Source organism: Lewinella sp. LCG006 (assembly GCF_040784935.1).
Classification (GTDB): domain Bacteria; phylum Bacteroidota; class Bacteroidia; order Chitinophagales; family Saprospiraceae; genus Lewinella.
In genome coordinates, this window is sequence record NZ_CP160680.1 from 4,628,366 (window position 1) to 4,647,181 (window position 18,816).

General features: G+C 51.2%; 7 protein-coding genes. 5 read left to right on the top strand and 2 right to left on the bottom strand.

All coding sequences use genetic code 11. The annotated features are described in order from the left end of the window. The first annotated feature begins 17 nt into the window (after nucleotides 1-17). Together AB0L18_RS16755 and AB0L18_RS16760 are read left to right on the top strand one after the other, a co-directional pair. Entirely contained in the window at nucleotides 18-929 is a 912-nt protein-coding gene (locus AB0L18_RS16755; RefSeq protein ID WP_367388456.1) for a DUF5777 family beta-barrel protein, read from the top strand. A gap of 28 nt (nucleotides 930-957) precedes the next feature. Then, nucleotides 958-1,986 carry a c-type cytochrome gene (locus AB0L18_RS16760; protein WP_367388457.1) on the top strand — a complete coding sequence of 343 codons (1,029 nt, stop codon included), beginning with the start codon at nucleotides 958-960 and terminating at the stop codon, nucleotides 1,984-1,986. Between the two features lie 46 nt (nucleotides 1,987-2,032). On the opposite strand, the gene AB0L18_RS16765 is transcribed toward AB0L18_RS16760, so the two are convergent. Both AB0L18_RS16765 and AB0L18_RS16770 read right to left on the bottom strand, forming a co-directional pair. Continuing rightward, nucleotides 2,033-8,293, bottom strand: a complete 6,261-nt coding sequence (locus AB0L18_RS16765; protein WP_367388458.1) for a gliding motility-associated C-terminal domain-containing protein — start codon at nucleotides 8,291-8,293, stop codon at nucleotides 2,033-2,035. 55 nt (nucleotides 8,294-8,348) lie between these two features. After that, on the bottom strand, nucleotides 8,349-8,636 hold the full coding sequence (locus tag AB0L18_RS16770; RefSeq protein WP_367388459.1) for a hypothetical protein: 288 nt from the start codon (nucleotides 8,634-8,636) through the stop codon (nucleotides 8,349-8,351). A gap of 351 nt (nucleotides 8,637-8,987) precedes the next feature. On the opposite strand from AB0L18_RS16770, the gene AB0L18_RS16775 reads away from it, so the two are divergent. From AB0L18_RS16775 to AB0L18_RS16785, 3 genes are all read left to right on the top strand, one after another. After that, on the top strand, nucleotides 8,988-10,619 hold the full coding sequence (locus tag AB0L18_RS16775) for a S26 family signal peptidase (RefSeq protein ID WP_367388460.1): 1,632 nt from the start codon (nucleotides 8,988-8,990) through the stop codon (nucleotides 10,617-10,619). An 866-nt stretch (nucleotides 10,620-11,485) separates the two neighbouring features. Continuing rightward, nucleotides 11,486-12,445: a PorP/SprF family type IX secretion system membrane protein gene (locus AB0L18_RS16780; protein WP_367388461.1), complete on the top strand. Its 960-nt coding sequence runs from the start codon at nucleotides 11,486-11,488 to the stop codon at nucleotides 12,443-12,445. A 54-nt stretch (nucleotides 12,446-12,499) separates the two neighbouring features. Continuing rightward, nucleotides 12,500-18,685: a gliding motility-associated C-terminal domain-containing protein gene (locus AB0L18_RS16785; protein ID WP_367388462.1), complete on the top strand. Its 6,186-nt coding sequence runs from the start codon at nucleotides 12,500-12,502 to the stop codon at nucleotides 18,683-18,685. The last annotated feature ends 131 nt before the right edge of the window (nucleotides 18,686-18,816 follow it).

The following is an 18,816-nucleotide window of genomic DNA, read 5'->3' on the forward strand; positions in this document are numbered from 1 at the left end:
CCCGAAAAGAAAACACGATGACACAGAACGGAACAAAGACCCCTTTATACCTTTTGGCCTTGATAGTGCTACTGGGTAACATTAGCCTTGGCGCGCAGGAGCAGGTGTACCGCATCTTTAAGGACTCACGCGTAGTTAATATTCACTCGCCAGAAACCTTGCCCAAGGGGCGTCTGGATGTGAGGATCAGCCACCGCTTTGGTGATATTGCCGGGGATAATGGTGGGTTTGCTACCTTTTACGGCTTAGAGACGGCCAGTGATGTCAGTATCGGTGCCGAGTATGGTATTTCTGATCGCCTGACCGCCGGGCTTTACCGCGCCAAAGGCGCTGGCGTGTCAGTTGAAGGTTTCCCTGGTCTGCGTCAGTTATTGAATGGCGTAGGAAAATTACGCCTCACCCGACAGGAAGAAAGTGGCGGCACTCCCTTGTCGGCTACACTCATGGGCTTGGTGTCGCTTTCTACCCAAGAGAAGTTGGAAGGTGCTGGTAATGAGGCCTCCATCGCCAGTTTTCCAGAGTTCAGCCATCGGATAGCTTCGCACATTCAGTTGATCCTGGCCCGTAAATTCTCCGATGGTTTCTCCCTACAGGTAAGCCCTGGCTATACCCACCGTAATTTGGTACCGTTTGAAGACAAAAATGGCATGTTTAGCCTCAGTGCCGGAGGGCGAGTGCAGGTCACACGCACCTTTGGACTATTGGCAGATGCGGTTTTCCCATTGATTGACTCTCGTAAAAGTGGGTCTGGTTATTTTCCAGCTATTGGCCTGGGCTTTGAGTTCGAAACCAGTGGGCATATTTTTCAGGTCAACCTGACCAATGCTACTGCTTTGATGGAAACAGATTTTATCCCTTACACGACCACCGACTGGACGGAAGGTCAGTTTCGTTTAGGATTTACAATTTCTCGTTGGTTTAATCTCTAGTATTTCCATCCCAAAATACGCTTGACTTATGCGCAGTTTGATCATCTTTTTAACTCCCTTGCTTCTCCTCAGTTTATTGGCCGGTTTTCAACCTCAAGATCAGCCGCTGGCCTTGACTGCTGAAACTTCGGTAGCCGAAGTGCTTGAAGCACTAGGGGAGACGCCTGCCCAGCACCGGGTAAAAACGGATATTGCGGGCGTATCGGTTGAAGTAGGGCGGCAATTGGTGCACGAAGGTATAGCCCCTTATCCCGATGGCGAAGGGAATACCCGTCGGCAGAGCAAGCATTTTGTGTGTACCTCTTGCCATAATACGGTGAAAGAAGATCCAGATTTACGCTACGCCGATCCCGAAGCACGGCTGACTTATGTGGCAGAGAAAAACATTCCTTTTCTACCAGGTACTACCCTTTATGGAGTGGTGAATAGGAAGACCTATTACAATGGTGATTACGAAAAAAAATACGGTGATCTGGTGCGTCCCGCGCGCAATGATCTGCGCGGAGCAATTGCCCTGTGTGCTACCGAATGTGCGCAAGGGCGTGCATTGGCAGACTGGGAAATGGAATCTATTTTGGCCTATCTCTGGACGATAGATTTGAAACTGGGCGATTTATCTTTGCCTGCCAGCAGTCTTTCTACCATTGAAGACGCAGCTATGGGCAAGGGAGATAAAAAATCAGCTGCCGCCTTGGTGAATTCGTATTTCCTGGATCATTCTCCCGCTACTTTCCTTCTTCCACCCCCTGATCGCATAGCGGGTTATGAAGAGGAGGGGGATCCGATGAAAGGTGCGCTGGTGTACCAACAAAGTTGCCTGCATTGCCACGGCGAACGGCGCTATTCTTTTTTCAATCTTGACGAATCCACCTACAGTCTGAGCTTCCTGGCCAAGCATTTTCCTCAGTACAGCCGCTATTCCAGCTACCAGGTCTTGCGTTACGGCACCAGCCCCAGCCCTGGAAAACGGGCCTATATGCCTCATTACACCGAAGAACGGATGAGCAATCAGCAGGTAGAAGACCTCAGGGCTTTTTTGAATAAAGGGGGGAGTTGATTTTGGGAGTTTTATTTTTGTAGGTCAAAAAATAGGCGAATTAAACTCATCGGACAATCGTCACATCCCCTTTGTTGAAGTATTCCCTCAGACTTCCGTCGCAAAGAACCAGTTGGGCTTTGAGGTACCAGACATAAACTTCGGGCTGTTTTTCTTGCCCCCTGAAAATTCCGTCCCAACCCTTTTGGATGTCGTTGGTTAGGAACATAGCATCACCCCAACGATCAAATACCCTGAACTCGAAGTTGAGCAGCTCAAAAGCAGGGTTGGGGAATACCTGGAACACGTCATTGTTGCCATCGTTATTCGGGGAAAAACAGTTGGGAACATAGAAAGCATCCCGCAATGTTTCATCCGGAATGTAGCGGACCCGCATGGTGTAAATAGTGCTCTGGCAAATATTGGAAATCCGTACAGAGTAGGTACCAGCTGCATCTACCAATAAACTGGGCTCAGTAGAACCATCTGACCAGACAAATGACAATTGATCTTCTTCTGCACCACCCGATACAAGGGGGCTAAGCACCACTTCCCGCTGCGTGCAGTCGAGGATGGCATCGCTAGTCTCAACTTGCAGCGGAGACAGCACCGAAACCGCCACATGGACGATGGAGTCGCAACCATTGCTGGAAGTATAGGTAAAAAACTGGCTGTCGCCCGCCATGATGGGAATGCCGTCAAAAGTGACTGTTTCGCCTGTGCAAGCCGATAGATTCACCTCCGTCATGCTCGTAGCCAACAGTTCCGTATGTACGACGACCACGCTGTCGCATCCGGCTTGGTTGGTGTAGGTCGTCACCACCGTCCCCGTGTCCGCGGCCTGGCAGGTATAGTTGGTGAGCGTCGTCAGGCTGCTGGGCAGGCCCGTCAGTGTCCATTGCTGTGTGGCCAGGCATCCGCCTGCATCCGTCACCGTCAATGCGTAAACCCCACCCGTCTGGACGGTGATACTGGCCGTACTCCCCCCATTTGACCAGGCGTATGTCGCAAATCCAGCATCAGCGACCAAGGTGGTCGGCGTACCTTCGCACAAAGTGTCCGCACCACTTATCTGTAGGGTTGGAAGCGTTGGCGGGGCTATCACGACGCTTGTCTGCGCCGAACACCCATTTCCATCGGTGACGGTGACGGAATAGGTGCCCGCTCCGATTTGCGTAAGATCTTCGGTTTGTGCGCCGTTCGACCAGAGAAAGTTGTAGCTGCCGGGCTCGGCGACGGTGAGGTCGATGCTGCCGTTGGGAGATGAGCAGGAGGTGTTGTCTGCACCTACGGCCTGCAAGGTGATCGTCGCATCGGTGTTGCCGACGGATATTGTCTGTGTGGCGGTACACCCATTGGCTGCCGTGACGGTGACGGAATAGTCGCCAGGCAGCAACCCCGTGATGTCTTCCGAGGAGTCGCCATTCGACCACACAAAAGTGTTGCCGAGGGCAGGGGATACCGCCAAGTTGATGCTTCCCGTAGCCTGCTGACAGAGTGCCTCCTGCGGTGTGGCGGACAGTTGGGGAGCGTCAGAAGCTGCATTAACGACGACGGCTGTCTGCGCCGAACACCCATTCCCGTCGGTGACGGTGACGGAATAGAAGCCCGCTCCGATTTGCGTAAGATCTTCGGTTTGTGCGCCGTTCGACCAGAGAAAGTTGTAGCTGCCGGGTTCGGCGACGGTGAGGTCGATGCTGCCGTTGGGGGATGAGCAGGAGGTGTTGTCTGCGCCGACGGCCTGCAAGGTGATAGAGGCATCGGTGTTGCCGACGGATATTGTCTGTGTGGCGGTACATCCATTGGCTGCCGTGACGGTGACGGAATAGTCGCCAGGTAGCAACCCCGTAATGTCTTCCGAGGAGTCGCCATTGGACCAAGCGAAGGAGTTGCCGAGGGCAGGGGATACCGCCAAGTTGATGCTGCCTGTAGCCTGCTGGCAGAGTGCCTCCTGCGGTGTGGCGGACAGTTGGGGAGCGTCAGAAGCTGCATTAACGACGACGGCTGTCTGCGCCGAACACCCATTCCCATCGGTGACGGTGACGGAATAGGTTCCTGCGCCGATTTGCGTAAGGTCTTCGGTTTGTGCGCCGTTCGACCAGAGAAAGTTGTAGCTGCCGGGTTCTAGAATGGTCAAGTCGATACTGCCGTTGGGGAATGAGCAGGAGGTGTTGTCCGCGCCGACGGTTTGCAAGGTGATCGTTGCATCGGTATTGCCGACGGATATTGTCTGTGTGGCGGTACATCCATTGGCCGCCGTGACGGTGACGGAGTAATCACCAGGCAGCAGATTTGCAATGTCTTCGGAGGAGTCGCCATTGGACCAGGCGAAGGAGTTGCCCAGGGGAGGGGATACTGCCAAGTTGATGCTGCCCGTAGCCTGCTGGCAAAGTGCCTCCTGCGGTGTGGCGGACAGTTGGGGAGCGTCAGAAGCTGCATTAACGACGACGGCTGTTTGTGCCGAACACCCATTCCCATCGGTGACGGTGACGGAATAGGTCCCCGCTCCGATTTGCGTAAGATCTTCGGTTTGTGCGCCGGTTGACCAGAGGAAGTTGTAGCTGCCGGGCTCGGCGACGGTGAGGTCGATACTGCCGTTGGGGGATGAGCAGGAGGTGTTGTCCGCACCTACGGCCTGCAAGGTGATAGAGGCATCAGTATTGCCGACGGATATTGTCTGTGTGGCGGTACATCCATTGGCCGCCGTGACGGTGACGGAGTAATCACCAGGCAGCAGATTGGTGATGTCTTCGGAGGAGTCGCCATTCGACCACACAAAAGTGTTGCCGAGGGCAGGGGATACTGCCAAGTTGATGCTGCCTGTAGCCTGCTGACAGAGTGCTTCCTGCGGTGTGGCGGATAGTTGGAGAGCGTCTGAAGCAGCATTGACGACGACGCTTGTCTGCGCCGAACACCCATTCCCGTCGGTGACGGTGACGGAATAGAAGCCCGCTCCGATTTGGGTAAGATCTTCGGTTTGTGCGCCGGTTGACCAGAGAAAGTTGTAGCTGCCGGGTTCTAGAATGGTCAAGTCGATACTGCCGTTGGGGAATGAGCAGGAGGTGTTGTCCGCGCTGACGGCCTGCAAGGTGATCGTCGCATCGGTGTTGCCGACGGATATTGTCTGTGTGGCGGTACACCCATTGGCTGCCGTGACGGTGACGGAGTAATCACCAGGCAGCAGATTTGCAATGTCTTCGGAGGAGTCGCCATTCGACCACACAAAAGTGTTGCCGATGGCAGGGGATACCGCCAAGTTGATGCTGCCCGTAGCCTGCTGGCAAAGTGCCTCCTGCGGTGTGGCGGACAGTTGGGGAGCGTCTGAAGCTGCATTAACGACGACGGCTGTCTGCGCCGAACACCCATTCCCATCTGTGACGGTGACGGAATAGGAGCCCGCTCCGATTTGGGTAAGATCTTCGGTTTGTGCGCCGGTTGACCAGAGAAAGTTGTAGCTGCCGGGTTCTAGAATGGTCAAGTCGATACTGCCGTTGGGGAATGAGCAGGAGGTGTTGTCCGCGCTGACGGCCTGCAAGGTGATCGTCGCATCGGTATTGCCGACGGATATTGTCTGTGTGGCGGTACATCCATTGGCTGCCGTGACGGTGACGGAGTAATCACCAGGCAGCAGATTTGCAATGTCTTCGGAGGAGTCGCCATTGGACCACACAAAAGTGTTGCCGATGGCAGGGGATACCGCCAAGTTGATGCTGCCCGTAGCCTGCTGGCAAAGTGCCTCCTGCGGTGTGGCGGACAGTTGGGGAGCGTCAGAAGCAGCATTAACGACGACGGCTGTCTGCGCCGAACACCCATTTCCATCGGTGACGGTGACGGAGTAGGTGCCCGCTCCGATTTGCGTAAGATCTTCAGTTTGTGCGCCGGTTGACCAGAGGAAGTTGTAGCTGCCGGGCTCGGCGACGGTGAGGTCGATGCTGCCGTTGGGGGATGAGCAGGAGGTGTTGTCCGCACCTACGGCCAGCAAGGTGATGGTCGCATCGGTGTTGCCGACGGATATTGTCTGTGTGGCGGTACACCCATTGGCTGCCGTGACGGTGACGGAGTAATCACCAGGCAGCAGATTTGCAATGTCTTCGGAGGAGTCGCCATTGGACCAAGCGAAGGAGTTGCCGAGGGCAGGGGATACCGCCAAGTTGATGCTGCCCGTGGCCTGCTGACAGAGTGCTTCCTGCGTTATGGCAGATAGTTGGGGTGCGTCTGAAGCTGCATTAACGACGACGGCTGTCTGCGCCGAACACCCATTCCCATCGGTGACGGTGACGGAATAGAAGCCCGCTTCGATTTGCGTAAGATCTTCGGTTTGTGCGCCGGTTGACCAGAGGAAGTTGTAGCTGCCGGGTTCGGCGACGGTGAGGTCGATGCTGCCGTTGGGGGATGAGCAGGAGGTGTTGTCCGCACCTACGGCCTGCAAGGTGATCGTCGCATCGGTGTTGCCGACGGTGAATGTGGCAAGAGATTCGCACCCATTGGCCGCCGTGACGGTGACGGAGTAATCACCAGGCAGCAGATTGGTGATGTCTTCGGAGGAGTCGCCATTCGACCAGGCGAAGGAGTTACCGATGGCAGGGGAGACCGCCAAGTTAATGCTGCCATCGGCCTGGCCGCACAGCGCGGGCGTGGCTTGGCCACCGACTTGTGGTAGCGTAGCAGCGTCGCCGACGACGACGGAAGTGGTTTGGCTACAGCCGCCGCTGCCCGTGACGGTGACGGAATACGCGCCGGGTGCGATGCCAGTCAAGTCTTCGGTGGATTCGCCGTTCGACCACAAATAGATGTAGCTGCCGGGTTCTAGAATGGTCAAGTCGATACTGCCGTCAGGGATGGTGCAGGAATTGTTGTCAAAAGCAGTGATAAACAAAGAAATGCCCGCTCCGCCGTCAGCCGAAACGAAAGCGGTTTCTGTGGTGGTACATCCGTTATTGTCTGTTACGGTCAGGCTGTAGGTGCCTTCACTTAGGTTGTCGATGCTGGCGGTGGCTTCGCCGTTGCTCCAAAGGTAGGTGTAGTTGCCGGATGGAAACACATCCGCTGCGATGGCCCCATTGTTGCCGCCGCAACTGCTGGGCGTAGTTTGCAAAGTCACTACGGGCATGGTGGTCAGGTCGTCAATTTGAAAGTCAGCCGTTTGGGAACAACCAGCTTCGTTGGTTACTGTGATGGTATAGCTGCCTGCTGACAGTCCGGTAATATTGGCCGTTTGGCTCCCGTTGCTCCAGTTGAAGGTGTAATTTCCAAACGGTAACATATTCACAACAATGCTCCCGTTGGCCGCCGTACACGATGTAAGCGGTGACACATTCCCGAAAATCCCTATTTCAGCAGGCAGTACCTCGAAATTTTGCGTAGCCGTGCAGCCCGACGCATCGGTGGTTGTCACCGTATAAGTGCCTGCCTGGTCAATCGCAAGCGTTGGTCCCGAGCCGCCCGTGTTCCATTGGAATGTATTGAAACTACTTTCATTGGCTACGTGCAACATCCCAGGCTGATTCCCGCAAAGGGGAACGGTTTGGTTAATAATAGGTGTCGTAGCGCCTGTCGTTACTTCTACGGTAGCATCGCCGTAGCAATTGTTTTCATCCAATACTGTGACACTGTACGTGCCGGGTTGGGTGATGACAACCGTTTCGAAATCCCCAACATAGGGATCCCAATAATACTGTACATAAGGCCCACCTTGGACTTCCAAGGTTACAGATCCGCTGTTGCAAAGCGAGGTAGGCCCGCTGATGGTTGGATTGGGCGCGTCGAAATAGGCAACATCTCGGGACAGAGTAGTGGAGCACCCGGTAGCCGGATCGGTGATGGTCACCGAATAGAAGCCCGCCCCAGATACCTCTATGCTCGGCCCGGTATCGCCCGTTGACCACTCATAGGTGAAAGTGCTAGGCTCATGCAACTGATTCCACACAACGCCCAAAAAGAGGGGATCCCCCGGGCAGCCATTGAATACTTCTATGTAGTAATCAAACAGCGTTGGGTTTACCTCGAAGGTGCCGGAGGTCGTACAGCCTGCATTGTCTGTCACCGTCACACTGTAAGTCCCAACGGCGCTGGGTATCGAAATCGACTGGGTCGTCTCGCCCGTTGACCAAATGTACGTGATGGGTTCCACCATTGTATGCCACGGTTGTGCCCGGAGGAGGATGTTGTCCGTGTTGCAAATGTCGGGGTCGAGGTAAAAGAAAATTTTGCAATGTACCTGCGCATGTAAGTTTATGCCGACAAAAAACAAAAGTCCTGTCAGGAGCAGTTTTTCCATTCTACTGTGCGCAAACGCACTGGAAAAAGAAGCAAGTAAGCGTTGTTTCATACACTTGTTAATTTGGCAGGAAAAAGATAGATTTCCAATCTTGAATTTATGTTCCTCAGTCCACCAAAGTTAACCGCAACCACCGCCGTTGTCTGTGTGCTGGGATACGTATGAGCTTTGTGCACGTAGTTCCATTGTACTTGAATATCAAGCCTTGATTGGGGCCAGAGGAGGGCACCTTGATACCAACGGCAAAGGCCAATTGGGGATCTAAAACTTTAATCTCAAAGAGCGAACCCGTAGCGGGTGTTGTAGCAGGCAAGGAAACCTGGGTCCAACTGGATTGACTTTGGAGTTTAATGATCCAAAGGAAGACGATGAGTAGGTGGATCAAATGCTTCATGGTGGTGAATGGTTTTCTTCAAAATTAGCTACACATCAATACATGGATGCAATCATTGTAACTGAATGGGGAAAATCAGTTATTGAATGGGAAAATTATTTTCCTATTCTTGAAGAATAATTTAGCAGCAGGGACGATCATACATCTTCCCCAAAACATTTCCCACCATTTTCTATCTTTGCAGCCTTGTTTCTTGGTAGCTACTACTGTAAGAAAAAGATGCCAGCGATTACTAATGCAAACAACCGAGCGCAAATACCCCATTATTGAGGTATTGAATACAGCTGGCTGGCTTTTATTTCGGAATAAAATTTGCAGTAAAAAAGCTGCAATAAGAAAATAACAACCTATATGTCTTGGTTTGCCTGGATGATGATCATTGGTTATGTGCTCCTGAGTGTGAGCCTGTACAAAATATTTGAGAAAGCCGGCGAGGCGGGCTGGAAAGGGCTGGTGCCCGGGCTCAACTTCGTAGTATGGAGCAAACTGGTCGGTCGCCCGGGCTGGTGGGCGATATGGATGTTGGTGCCGATAGTTAATGTATTTATTTATTCCGGTCTGGCAGTGGACATGGTACGTTCTTTCGGGAAGTACCGTTTTCTCGACAGCTTCCTGGCCGTGGTAGGAGCGCCTTTCTACTTCTTTTTTCTAGGTACACGACCTGAGGAGAAATACCTGGGGCCTACTATTCCTGCGGAAAAAGAATATGCTGCTAAATTGGCGGAAGCACAGGAAAAAGGCAGCAAGCGGCAGTACGAGAAGTTGGTAAAAGAAAACCCTTATCGCAAAGGTCAGAGCCGCGAATGGGCGGAAGCCATCATCTTTGCGGTCTTTGCAGCAGCACTCATTCGTCTGTTCCTGATTGAAGCTTACGTGATTCCCACCTCTTCGATGGAGGGGTCGCTGATGGTTGGCGATTTTCTTTTTGTAAGTAAAGCGCATTACGGTATTCGTACGCCGAAGACGGTCGCTATGATCCCGCTGCTCCACAATGTCATTCCTAAGTTTGGTGGGGAATCCTACTGGGAGAAACCCAGCCTGAAACCGGTGCGTTTGCCTGCGCTGGAAGAGATTGAACACAACTCGCCCGTGGTCTTCAACCTACCTGCGGGTGACAGTGTCTACATCTTCCCCGATCGCACCTGGACGGTAGACGATGTGCGCTACGGCATGGTACGGGATGCCAACCCCCGCTATGATCAGATCATAAAATCAGGTGCCAAAGAACTGGTGACCCGTCCGTTGGATAAGCGTGACCACTATATCAAAAGGTGTATTGGCCTACCTGGAGATACACTACAAGTCATCGACCGACAGGTATACATCGACGGAAAACCCGCCGAGAATCCTACCAATATGCAATTCCTCTACGTAGTGACCTTCCCTTCCACTACGATCAATGAGCAGCCTTTTGCAGACTGGGGAATTTCTGAAGAAGATAATATTCGGGATGATCGTGCACCTAACGTGCGGTATATCTTCATGTCGGAAGACCAAAAAGCAAAGGTTCAGGGCATGGACCCTGCCATAAAAATTGAAAATTATCAGTTTCCTACCGATGCCAGTAGAGGCTACAACCCCGATCGGCTGTTTCCGCACGATAGCAAAAACTATGGCCCTTGGACGGTAGATAACTATGGCCCGATCTGGATTCCTAAAAAAGGAGTAACGATTCCAATCAACCTGCAAAATATAAACATGTTTCGCCGGATCATTGGGGTGTACGAAGAAAACGACCTTTCTTTCGCCAATGGCCAGATCCTGATCAACGGAACACCCGCAACGGAGTATACCTTCAAAATGGATTACTACTGGATGATGGGGGATAACCGCCACAACTCAGAAGATAGCCGGGTATGGGGCTTCGTTCCTGAAGACCATATCGTGGGCAAGCCACTGTTTATCTGGTTCAGCCTCAAAGAAGGCAGCATCGCCAAAGGCGTCAACTGGAGCCGGGTTTTCAGCAGTGCTGACAAGCGGTAAGGGAGGGGAGGTTGGAAAAGTTGGGTGAGTGTAAGGGTGGGCTGTACAATCTAGGGGGGAAGGAGTGAGACGCTTTTAAGCCTATGTTCACGACCCACCCTCTATCTCCCTCCCTAGTGATGGAGGGAGGACTTGACGTACGTAAAATCTTGATTATGAAATAATTTCATTCATACACGAAAGCCCCTCGCCTGACTAGGGAGGGGTTGGGGTGGGTCGTGAATTCAAGCTAAAATCCGTCGCATCGGAAAAGCACCAGATTGAACACCCTAAGTGTAAGGGTGTAATGGTTGGTTTCGAAGTCGGAAGTCAGTCCCGATAGCTATCGGGCGGAAGTCGGAAGTAGCGAGATGCGCGAAGACCTGTAGGAGGCACGCCACTGGCGGATACAAATACTTCCGAATTCCCACCTCCCACTTCCGACTTTGAAAACTCTTCCAACCTCATACCATCCAACCCACCACACCCACCATACCCGGCTTAAATCCTACCTTTTGCTAATTAGTGCAAAAAAATATTGCCGATAGCGCAACACATCCAAAAGTTCGGCCTAATTTTGGCCTTGTTTTACAGATAGCCTAATAAATTTACAGTGCCGCTTTGTTTTAAGTGGCAATAGATAGAACTACTCCCGCCGGGGACGGCAACCCCAATTCCAACTTGCAAAATGGTAGGTAAAATAGATAGTATAGCGCATTGTTTGGATATCCAAAAGTGCATAAACAGCTTTTTGCCCTATTAGGAATAACACTTGATTTTGTAACCAATCACTGGTGTCGATGAGGAAAGCTTCTAGCTTTTAACATCTTTGCCGGCATGGATGAACATATATTTTGGTAAATTTGCAAGTCTCAAAAACTGATCCCATGATGAGCTTTCGCCAGTTGGCGTTGGGTTTATGCTTATTTTTTACGGTAGGCATCCTTAGCGCACAGCAACTTTCCCTCTTTACGCAATACCGCGAAAACGCGACGATTCTCAACCCGGCGGCCGTCGAAAGCGATTTTCTCGCTTATGGCCAACCGATAACCCTGGGCGCTAGTTATCGCTCCCAGTGGAACGGTATCGCTGGCAACCCCCGCACGCAAGCGCTGCGCTTCTCCTTTATTGGAGATGGCTCGGGCGCTTCTTTACTTACGGGTGGTTACATTATGAATGACCAGACAGGGCCTACGGGCTTCACGGGTATTTATGGCCGCATCGGAGCTGTCATTTCTGGCGATCCTGAATACAGCGGTCTCGCCGTTGCCATTTCTGGTGGCTTGGTACAATACCGTGTCAACGCCAATGAAATCAACCTCCGCGATCCTAATGATGTACTGGGCATGAACAACCAGACCGAAATGTTTCCTGACGTGGGCGCTGGTATCTATTTCTATCAGATGCTAAGCGGTGCCATGGACGGCGATATGTTTTATGCTGGGGTTTCTGTGCCTCAGGTCGCTGGTATCGACCTGACGTTCAAAAACGATGCAGGCGAGTTTGCCGTACAACGGGTGAAACACTTTTATGGGATGGTGGGCTTGTACCATTTCTTCCGTAATGATGGTTACATTGAACCTTCTCTTTGGATTAAGTACGTGAATGGTGCTCCCATCAACGCGGACCTTAACTTCCGTTACCAGACGCCCGCAGCCTTATGGATTGGTACGGGTGCTTCTTCATCCGGTAACTTTCACTTTGAAGCAGGCTTCAACCTGGGCGATAATGTCGGTTTTTATAATAACCTCAAAATTGGTTATGGTTACGACTATTCCTTCAGCTCTTTTGGTCCTTCGGTAGGTAATACCCACGAGTTGCAGGTATCCTATTCTTTTGATCGTTAAGCCATTTCCGTTATGTTCAACTTTTTATCGTTCTTCCCAAAGAAAAATACTCCAATGCGTAAATTATATACTCTGCTAATAATGGTCCTGGCTCCTCTAGCGGCTTTATTAGCACAGCCAACGATCATTGTCGGTAACGGCAGTGCCTGTACGGGTGAAACTTTTTGTGTACCCGTGACGACCCAGGATTTTACCAATATCAACTCACTGGATTTTGATTTCGGTTATGATCCCGCGGTGCTGAACTTTACCGGCGCACAGAACTTTAACGCCCAGATGCAGAGCGACGGTAACCTCGGCCCTGCTTTGTTTGATGGTTCCATGCCTGGTGTCATTAGTTTTGGAACCTGGGAAACAGGCAACTGTCTTGACCCGGGTAACCTGGGTACTACCCTGGCCGATGATGTAGATGTACTGTTCGAACTTTGTTTTGAAGCCATTGGCTCTTACGGGCAGCAAAGCCCCATAGGTATCAACCCATTCCCTACGCCCAATTGTACGCGTAACAGTACGGGCTGTACCAATATCGGCCTACTTCGCCAAAATGGCAACGTAACGCTTTGTGTACGCGAATTCAATGTCACCGCTGACGATGTTACCGGCAATGAAGGAGATCAAGTTTGTGTAGACTTTGTCGTCGAAGGCTGGGATGGCCTCAATGGTATCCAGTTTACCGTCAACTACGATCCGGCCTTCCTTCAGTTTGAGAACTTGTTCCCGAACACCGAAATTCCTTCTAATACCCTGGCCGCCTATGGTTTCCCTCCTTTGGTAGAAACACCGGGTGTGATCACCGTTGCTTATAGTTATACGGTTCCCAATTCTCCGAGCCCCATCGTTGCGGATGGCACTACCATGTTTACCGCTTGCTTTACCATTCTGGGGGCTTGTGAAACGGGTTCCTTGATTACTTTCTCAGATACCCCGACCCCCATCCAGGTGAACAACGAGGATCCTGACAACCCTAACCAAAATGCAGATGTACCCGTATCACTTAATCCGGGTAGCGTGTTGGTCAATGATTGTGATCCCGACGGTATTGTCATCAAAATCGATTGTGGCGCTCCCGTCAACGTGAACGATATCGTTTGTGTAGAATTTGCGGCTGGCGACAACTTTAATGCGGTTCGCCGTATGGAGTACCTGATGAGCTGGAACCCTAATGTGTTGGAATATGTCCAAACGAATTCTTTTGGCAACCTTGCTGGGTTTTCGGTTGGCGGAAATATTGATGCGAGTAATGCGGGCAACGGTATCCTTGGCCTGAATTGGTCCTTCATTGCTGGACCGCCTCAGAATATGGATGACATGGAACCCATCTATGAGGTCTGTTTCCGCGTAGTGGGCGTCGGTGGCGATAGCCCGGTGCAGATTATCACGCCTGGAGTTGGCGTATCCAATGGTGTCAATATTGGCATCAACCCGATGAACTGTGTGGTGCAAGTCAACCAGCCTGAGAGTGTGGTGGTAGATTTCGGTAATATTGACGCTACCTTGGGCGGCTCTGGTTGTTCGCAGGTAACGGTAAGTAACTTTACCGAACTGTTGAACATGCAGTTTACCATGGCTTGGGACGAAAACATCTGGCTACACAATGGCACGATCCAAAACGTGAACCCTGCTATTGGTGGAGCCAACCCAACGTTTACACCGATTGGGCTTTCTTCAATGGGCTTCTCTATTGACAATGGTGCTACACCAATTACGCTGACCGATAACAGTGTTTTGTTCGAAATCTGTTTCGATACGGCACCCACTGCCAGTCCTGGTGATTGCGACGAACTGAATACCGTAGGCCTACCTTTCCCGGAAACGGCCGTAACAGCTACTTCCAATGGAGATAACATTGGCCTTTTGGTCAACCCTGGCACCCTGTGTGTCTTGTTCCCGGAAGGTTTTGGCCTTGAGGCCGTATCTACTACGGGCGGCTGGTTGGATACCGTCTGTATGAACTTTACGGTAGAATCTTTCGATAATATTACCGACGCTGATTTCAATATCAATTGGAATCCGCTTGCGCTAGAGTTTGTAAGTGCAACAGCCATCAACTGGACGGGATTAAGTCTTATGAATCTTCCCACAGGTACGATCAATGGTACGTTTTCCAGCCCCATTCCTCTGGCCATTCCTGATGGTGATGTTGCCTTCGAGGTTTGTTTCCAACTGATCGGTGATCCGGATGATTGCTACGATGTAACGATCCAAAATGAACCGGCCCCTCAGGTGCAAACCACCAATGGCCCCGGAAGCATCGTGATCACCAATGGTGAAATTTGTATTGAAGACCAGATCGTGATCACGGATATCGAAATTACTCCCCCTTCTTGTCCGGGAGCTTGTGACGGTACCATCGTGATTACCGTAGCGGAACACGACGGACAGGGCTTCATTGGTACCACCTGGCGGACAGATAATCCTGCCTTCGACCAGTTTACGCCACTTATCCTGGAGGATGTATGTGAAGGAATGACCATTTTTACCGTCTTTGACAACAGCTCTGGCGTTTCCCTGACGGATACGGTATTTATCGTGTCCGACGGTATCGTTCCTGAAGCAGTCATCAATGGCGCTGATGTACGTGAATTGGATTGTAACGCAGGTTTGGTACAAATTTGTACGTCTTCCGGAGGTCCTGGTTTTACGACCAATTGGTACTACAATTCAGTGAGCGGTTCCCCCGATGGAAACACGACTTGTTTCTTCGGCGACGCTCCTGGTACCGTAATCCTGGAAGTTATTGACCAGGTTTCTGGCTGTAGTGCTACGGATACCGTGATGGTGGTTGCACCTACACTTCCAGAAGCCATTGTACCTGTAGTAACGGAAGAATTCGACTGTAATACGGGTAGCATTACTCTGGATGGTAGTAACAGTATTGGCAATAACCTGACTTATGTTTGGGAATACAACATGGGGCCTCCTGATGGTTTTGTTACTGTTGGTACGGGCATGACATACGATGCTACTTTACCAGGGACTTACCGCTTGACCGTTCAAAACTCAGTAACAGGTTGTCGTAACAGTATCGATGATCCTAATGATGTGGTTACCATCGGTGATGGTCGCATAGCACCAGGAGCCTGTGTGGAAGAAGAAAACGGTGGATCAAGAATTCAGGAGCAAAATTGTGATGGTACGCCCATCGTTTTCAGTGCTTCCTGTTCTGATACGGATGGACAAATTGTTGATTACAACTGGTACGAATTTGATGAGGTCAATGGTACTTTTGGTGCAGACTTGGGCAACGGCCTGACCGTGAGTGCGAATGAACAAGGCGTGTACGCCGTAGAAATCATCAACATTACTACAGGCTGTAGAGATACTGCTTTCGCAGAAATTATCCCTAACTCCAGTGCTCCTGGCGTCACCATCGACGAGCCAGCAGCCATTGACTGTAACACCACCAGCGTTATCCTGAATGCTGAATTGACGCCCAATGATCCAACCTTCACTTTCGTGTGGGAAGCAACTATGGGGGGGACACTTCAAGCTCCTAGCTCTAGTACCTTACAGCCGGAAGCATTGACACCTGGTACCTATACCATCACTGTCACCAATCCTGATAACCTCTGTGAGGCAGTGGCTTTCGTGGTAGTTGAAGATCAAACAGCTCCTCCTTTTGTTGAGATCCTCAATGATCCTGCTGATCTGGGCGTAGATTGTAATACACCGGAAAACATCCTGCGGGCGACGCCAAGTGATATCCTCACCTACCAGTGGTGCCTGGATACCCAGGACCCTAGCGGCGAGATAGAAAATGCCAATGCGGACACTTTAATCGTGTCTAACGGTGGTTGGTACTACGTTAAAGCCACCAATCCAGCCACGGGTTGTACGGCAGTGGATTCGATTTTTGTGCCGGAACAATTCGAAACGCCATCCGTTATCCTGAGCGATTTGGAACCAGTCATTACTTGTACCGATCCTACGGTTACTGTTACGGCAACCATTCAAGGATCAACCGACTTTACCCTCCGCGAGTGGGAGTCTGATCCTATGGAAGCAATAGATGCTGCAGTGGTGACCCCAGACGGTCTATCCATTACAGTAAGTGCAGCGGGTGTTTATACCCTGACCGCGGTTAGCAACCTGAGTGGTTGTACGGGCGAAGCGGATTTTGTGGTCACGGTTGATACTTTGGCTCCTAACGCTAACGTGACCAACGACACCCTGACGATCAATTGTGCCGCTACCACTGTACAGTTGAGCGGTGCGGGTTCTTCTACCGGCCAGGACTTTACCTACCTCTGGGAAAACCAGGACGGTGACGGACCAGATGATCCGACTACGGCGATCCAGACGACAACCAGCATCCCTGGTACTTATATCTTCACAGTAACCGACAACAGCAATGGCTGTACCGCCGATACGATGGTGGTAGTGACAGAAGATATTGTTGCCCCCATGCTGAGCATCGCAGATGTTGATCCGATTACTTGTCAGGACCCAAGCCGCCAGTTGACGGTAGAAGTAGCAGGAGCGACGGAATTCACTGTAACCTGGACGGGTGATCCTACTGATCCAATGCCTACAAACCAAGCAACGACCACTGCCATTGCGCCTGGTGTTTACTCGGTTACGGTAGTCGACGGCACGAATGGCTGTCCCGCTACTGCTTCGGTAACAGTGGATGGCGACATTACGCCACCAACGATTACCATTGCTACTCCGGATGAATTTGATTGCCCTACGGAATTTGTAGTTATTGATGCAACGGCTACCGGTGTAACCGATGACTTTAGCCAAATCAAGTGGAGCTTAGACAATGGTGTGCTTACCGGCGAAGAAGAATTGACGCTGAATGCTACGGAATTAGGTACATATACCTTGATGGTAACTTCTGCGGCTAACGGTTGTACAAATATGCAAGACGTAGAAGTCGTAGCAGCTAACGAGTTGACCTTACCAGAACTTCCGGTACTGATGCCAGCCGATCTGGACTGTGACGCTACTCCTGTTGTCATCGACGCTTCGGCGGCAGATGATGGTACTTTCACCTTTGCCAATGTTGATTGGAGCACGGCTGACGGTATCTTTACCCTTAATACACCGTTTTCGATTAGTGCTACTGCAGTGGGTACTTATACGCTGATGGTAACGATAGATAGCCCAGTGCCGGGTTGTGAAGCTACGGCTGATTATACCGTTAATGCTGACCCTAATGTACCTGTAGCAGATGCTGGTATGGACATGGTGGCCGGCTGTGGTACGCCAGTAATGCTGGATGGTACCGCTTCTACGCCCGCAAGTGCCACGGTAACTTACGAATGGGTAACGCTATCAGGTACAGCGCTTACTGGTGATACCAATGGTGCTACCCCTACCGCTGAAAATGCGGGTACCTACCAGTTGACGGTAACGAATACCGAAAATGGTTGTGAAGCTGTTTCAGAAGTTGTTACGGTAACCTTCGAATTTCCGGCTGATGCCAATGCTGGTGCTGACGATGCAGCCTGTGATGACATCACCGACCTGAGTGCGAACTTGCCTGCTAATACCCAAGGGGTGTGGACAACGGCGAGTGGTGCAAGCATCGACATGATCACCGAACCACTGACCATGGTGAGCGGCTTGAATGAAGGAGCGAACACCTTCACCTGGACGCTTTCAGCACCTGGATGTCCTGATTATAGCAGTGACGACGTAACCATCAACCGGGCAACGACACCTGTAGCCAATCAGGATGCCCTGACCTTGGAAGCAGGTGTAAGCACCGGCACAGTCAATCTGTTGGCCAACGACCAATTGGGAGGAATTACCAACTTTGATTTGACGATTCTTACGAGCCCTACTTTTGGTACCTTTGATACCATGGCTTTAGCACAGGGTGATTTTGTACTTACGCTGCTGCCTACAGAATTTGGCGTTACCACGGTCACTTACCAGGTTTGTAGCACTGATTGTCCGGATCTTTGTGCAACCAGCACCTTGGAGATCACGGCACTGCCAAGCGAAGAGAACTTCATCCCGAACACCATCACCCCGAACGGCGACGGTGCTAACGACCAACTGGTCTTTGATATTCTCTTGTTCAACCCTGCGGAAGATTTCCCTGATAATGAAATCGTGATTTTCAACCGTTGGGGAGATATCATCTACGAAGCCAAGCCTTACAACAACGATTGGTCGGGCTTGAACATGGATGGTACCGAGATTCCGGAAGGAACCTACTACTACGTCTTGCGCCTGAATATCAGTCGTGGTAACATTATCCGCGGTGACATTACGGTTATCCGATAGATAGCTGACTATCCTTTTGGGATAGGCCTCTGGTGATTAGCATCACTGAAAAATAATCCCGGGTTCGCTGCTGAGCGAACTCGGGATTGTTTTTTCAATAAAGATTTTCGGCTAATCGCTCACCAACTCCC